Annotated in this window: 3 protein-coding genes and 1 pseudogene; 2 read left to right on the top strand and 2 right to left on the bottom strand. The window is 32.7% G+C overall.

What is annotated here, in order from left to right; genetic code table 11:
* Positions 1-105: 105 nt before the first annotated feature.
* Both FTV09_RS17145 and sbmA read right to left on the bottom strand, forming a co-directional pair.
* The gene (locus tag FTV09_RS17145) at positions 106-372 is read right to left on the bottom strand and encodes a BapA prefix-like domain-containing protein (RefSeq protein WP_180058962.1); all 267 of its coding nucleotides are present in this window, start codon (positions 370-372) and stop codon (positions 106-108) included.
* A 329-nt stretch (positions 373-701) separates the two neighbouring features.
* A complete protein-coding gene (sbmA, locus tag FTV09_RS17150) occupies positions 702-1901 on the bottom strand; it encodes a peptide antibiotic transporter SbmA (protein ID WP_180058963.1) in 1200 nt (399 codons plus the stop codon).
* 515 nt (positions 1902-2416) lie between these two features.
* On the opposite strand from sbmA, the pseudogene FTV09_RS18205 reads away from it, so the two are divergent.
* Positions 2417-2612 (top strand): annotated as a pseudogene (locus tag FTV09_RS18205) (hypothetical protein).
* A 205-nt stretch (positions 2613-2817) separates the two neighbouring features.
* Positions 2818-3249 (top strand): guanosine-3',5'-bis(diphosphate) 3'-pyrophosphohydrolase, encoded by a 432-nt coding sequence (locus FTV09_RS17155; protein WP_180058964.1) that lies wholly within the window; start codon positions 2818-2820, stop codon positions 3247-3249.
* The last annotated feature ends 621 nt before the right edge of the window (positions 3250-3870 follow it).

The raw sequence follows: 3870 nt of genomic DNA on the forward strand, positions 1-3870 counted from the left end.
ATTTCACTAAAAACTGCTCGAGGTACACCAACCAAGCGCTGGAATTCAGAATCTGAAAAACGATTTAATTTCTGATATTTCATGAAATCTATATTGAGGCAGTTTTTACTTTCGCAAGAGGTCTAATTTATTATTATCTTCTAAAACTACATCATTCAAATCTGGATTTTCAGAAAAATAATTTTCAATAACAAGCTGTTGACCATCTTTGGTTTTTATAATAAGGGAATTACCGACACGTTCCGCACTTTGTATATTTTCTCTCGTGGTATGAATAACAACGACTGAAGCCTCATTTAAAGTTACTTGATTGGTTTGTACATTTTCAAGAACATTATGATGCTCTTTAGATACGACTTGTACCTGCAACATGGGATTTCTCCTATCGGGCTTATTTATAGTTAATAGTTCTAATAAAGTTTTAGTAACTTCTAAATTGAAGTTATTTCCGATTACATGTTTTTACCTAGCTGAAAGGCTTTGTTGCATAAATATGTAAGCATCTGATTTAAATAAATTTAATTTTAGATCAAAAAAATAATCAAAACTTTTAAAATCATATAGTTATGAAATCTTTGTGCAACAAAGCCAATTAAGAAACACTTGTATAGTTATTTTCTAACCTGATGATTTCATAAAACAATTATTATAAACCCATAAAAAAAACCTGCATTTAGCAGGTTAAATTCACAGTTAAGTATTTATTTTTTATTAAGTTGTTCTTCAAATATTTTTAAGCGCTTATAAATAGATAGCAATTCAATGATTGTCGGCCATGAGCTAATTAAATATTGAAATGATTCACGCACTTTCCCGAATACATTTCCAATTTGCATCATTAATCCTAATGTAATAGTGCCAGCTGCAATACTAGGAAATAGAATAAAAGTACCGTATATATTATCCAATTGTAAGTACCAGATACGAACCAAATTAAAATATGCATAGTGAAAATAAAGTCTAAAGTAATTAAATCTAACTTTTGAAAAAAGCACTTTTAATGTTTGAGGTTGTGCGCGATCTGCATAATCTTCGCCATACACCAACTCTTTGCGATACGCCGCTTCTACTTTCTGATTATTAAATTCGAGTCCTGGTAATTTATAGCCCACAATCATCAGTATGAGCGTACCCACTACTGACCAAGCCACCGCAGCCCACATTAATGCATGCGGAATTTCACCAACTATTGGTAATTCTTTTACATGCGCAGACAGACTAAATAAAACAGGTAAAAAAGCAATTAAAGTCATCACCGCTTCAACTAAACTCACACCTAAACTTTCTGTGGTTTTTGCAAAGCGCATCGTATCTTCTTGAATTCGCTGAGATGCCCCCTCAATATGTCTAAGCTGATCCCAATGCAAGGTATAAAACTCATTCATTGCCGTACGCCAGCGAAATACATAATGACTTACGAAAAATAAGTTCAATACCGCAAACGTGACATAAACCAATGCAATATATAAAAATGTCATTATTCCCATATAAAGATCATTTACATTGCCGCCACCACTACTCAACATCTTTTGAATCAAATCATAAAAAGGGCTATACCAAGCATTAACAACCACACTCATTTGGACACCGAACCAGATATTAAACAATATTAATGCTGTGCCCCAGACTGACCATGGTTGCCATGGATTGCTTGACTTTACTTTCCAGGCCAGTGAAAAAATACAACTAGAGATAAAAAACCAAAGATAGAACCATATAAAGGAAGGTGACCAAAAACGGCTCACACCAATCGGTAATTCGGCTTGATGATAGTTCTCTGGTAAACCTATGATTGTTCCCCATTCACTGCCACCACTATACCAAAGCGCGATATTGATAAAAAACCAAACAATGAAGGACCCAAAAAACCATTTGGGATTTGGAAAAAAAGATTTAAACATCTGCTAAAAGAATTCCTTTATTTTTTTCTTTTCAAACTAACCTGCAATGATAAAGCTTAAAAGTTATATTACATTCAGTTTTATAGATAAATTATGTTCGAAAACACAATCTGATATATCTCATTAAAACTTTACGTAGATTTTTCATTCATTGTGTGCCCAATCAAGTGATCTAATGCAATTTTTAAGCACATAGCTGAATTTAAGCTGAAATTTTAACTTTTATTTCTTCGGAAAAGCGTATTTCAATAAAGAGAACTATTCGAAATACGAATAAAATAATGAACACTAATCTAAGCCGTATCTTTAGCACGAAGTTGCACAAACTCATTTTTTACTAAAAAATAAAATTCATGGGCATAAAAACAATAATTCCGATATAAATACCCAACTAAGTGAAAGAAATATTTATGAAAAAAAATATTTGAGTGATCCTACAATATTTACAAAAATAGTTAATTCACCAATAATATGCTAAGCTCAATTAACAACCAATGCTGATATGGGGAAGTAAAATGGAAAGCACGATTGTAGAACTTTTGCAACCAGTGACTTTAGAAAAAGAAAATTGTAGTCCCCCTTGTTTTTGAAACGGGAACTGTACTGAAAGTCGTGATGCAAACTCCTGAAGGCCTATTGGTCAGTAATGATAACAATTTTAACTTTATGATTTCATTGAAAGATAAAAACCAAGTTTGGCGTGAAATTTAATTGATATCTATGCAGCCAGTTATATCACCCCCTACCTACAGTTGATATAACTGGATAAACCCATTAACACCAATTTTTTTTTGATTGTTAATGTATCTATCTTAACTATAAACTTCATAAAGCCCCGCTTCTTTCATTTGTTTTGGCTTTTTATTTTTAATAAAAAATATTTTTCCCAATGCTCAATTTTATAGATAGGTTAAATATGTCAAATTTAGACATAGCTATTAACTTGGCTACACAACGTCATGCGGGTCAAAAGGACAAAGCTGGACAAGATTATATTCAACACCCTTTACGTGTGATGAATGCCGTCGATACTCAAGATGCTAAAATTGTGGCCATATTGCATGACATACTTGAAGATACAGAAACGACCGCTCACGAATTAAACTCCTTAGGTTTTGCTACACATATTGTAGACGCGATTCAAGCATTGACGAAACAAGCAGGTGAAACCCGTTTGCAAGCTGCTGAACGCACTGCTCTTAATCCATTAGCAGTAAAAGTCAAACTTGCTGACTTAATGGACAATATGGATGCCTCTCGTTTAACTCAGATAACTGAAAAAGATGTCGATCGCATGGAACAATATAAACTTGTTATGTCTCGATTATTAGCCGCTCAGAATAGCTGATTTAATTAAATACATATTTATATTTCTATCGAGCGAATAATTAATTATTAATATATTTCAATATGTTAAACAAACTAAATTTCTAGATCAATTTAATTAAACTAAAAAACTAGATATCTAAATCTATTAGGCTTTTATATTGTTTACAAATTCTATTTGCAAAATAAGGTTGAATAAATAAATCAAATATCATTTTTCAAGCACCCAATATATTGCATGCTTTTAAATAGATATTCTAGATATTTACTATTGAAACAGTTTCTATTTATCTGTCTATGCACCCTATAAGTAAGACGAACAACAGCTTCACAAACTGAAGTGCCAACTGCTCCCTCCCATTCAGACATGAACGGTATAATGGACATTTCGATATTATTGACCAGCAGTAGTCACAGGTAGAGATAAACCGTTTTCATGAGAGAGGCTATACGACTTCTTATTCTGTTGCGCTTTTCTACATTCTGTATCGGTGGGTTTCATCTGTACTTACCCTATGAACCGTACCGGGTTTGTCGGAGACTTTTTTATTTAAGTTAGGCCACCTGACCTAACGGGTTAATCTTATCATAGTACATTGCTTCAAAATCAAAAGGTGATACATAACCTAGTGCACTATGTACA

Origin of the sequence: Acinetobacter sp. YH12227 (genome assembly GCF_013417785.1) — a bacterium.
GTDB classification, from domain to species: Bacteria; Pseudomonadota; Gammaproteobacteria; order Pseudomonadales; family Moraxellaceae; genus Acinetobacter; species Acinetobacter gandensis.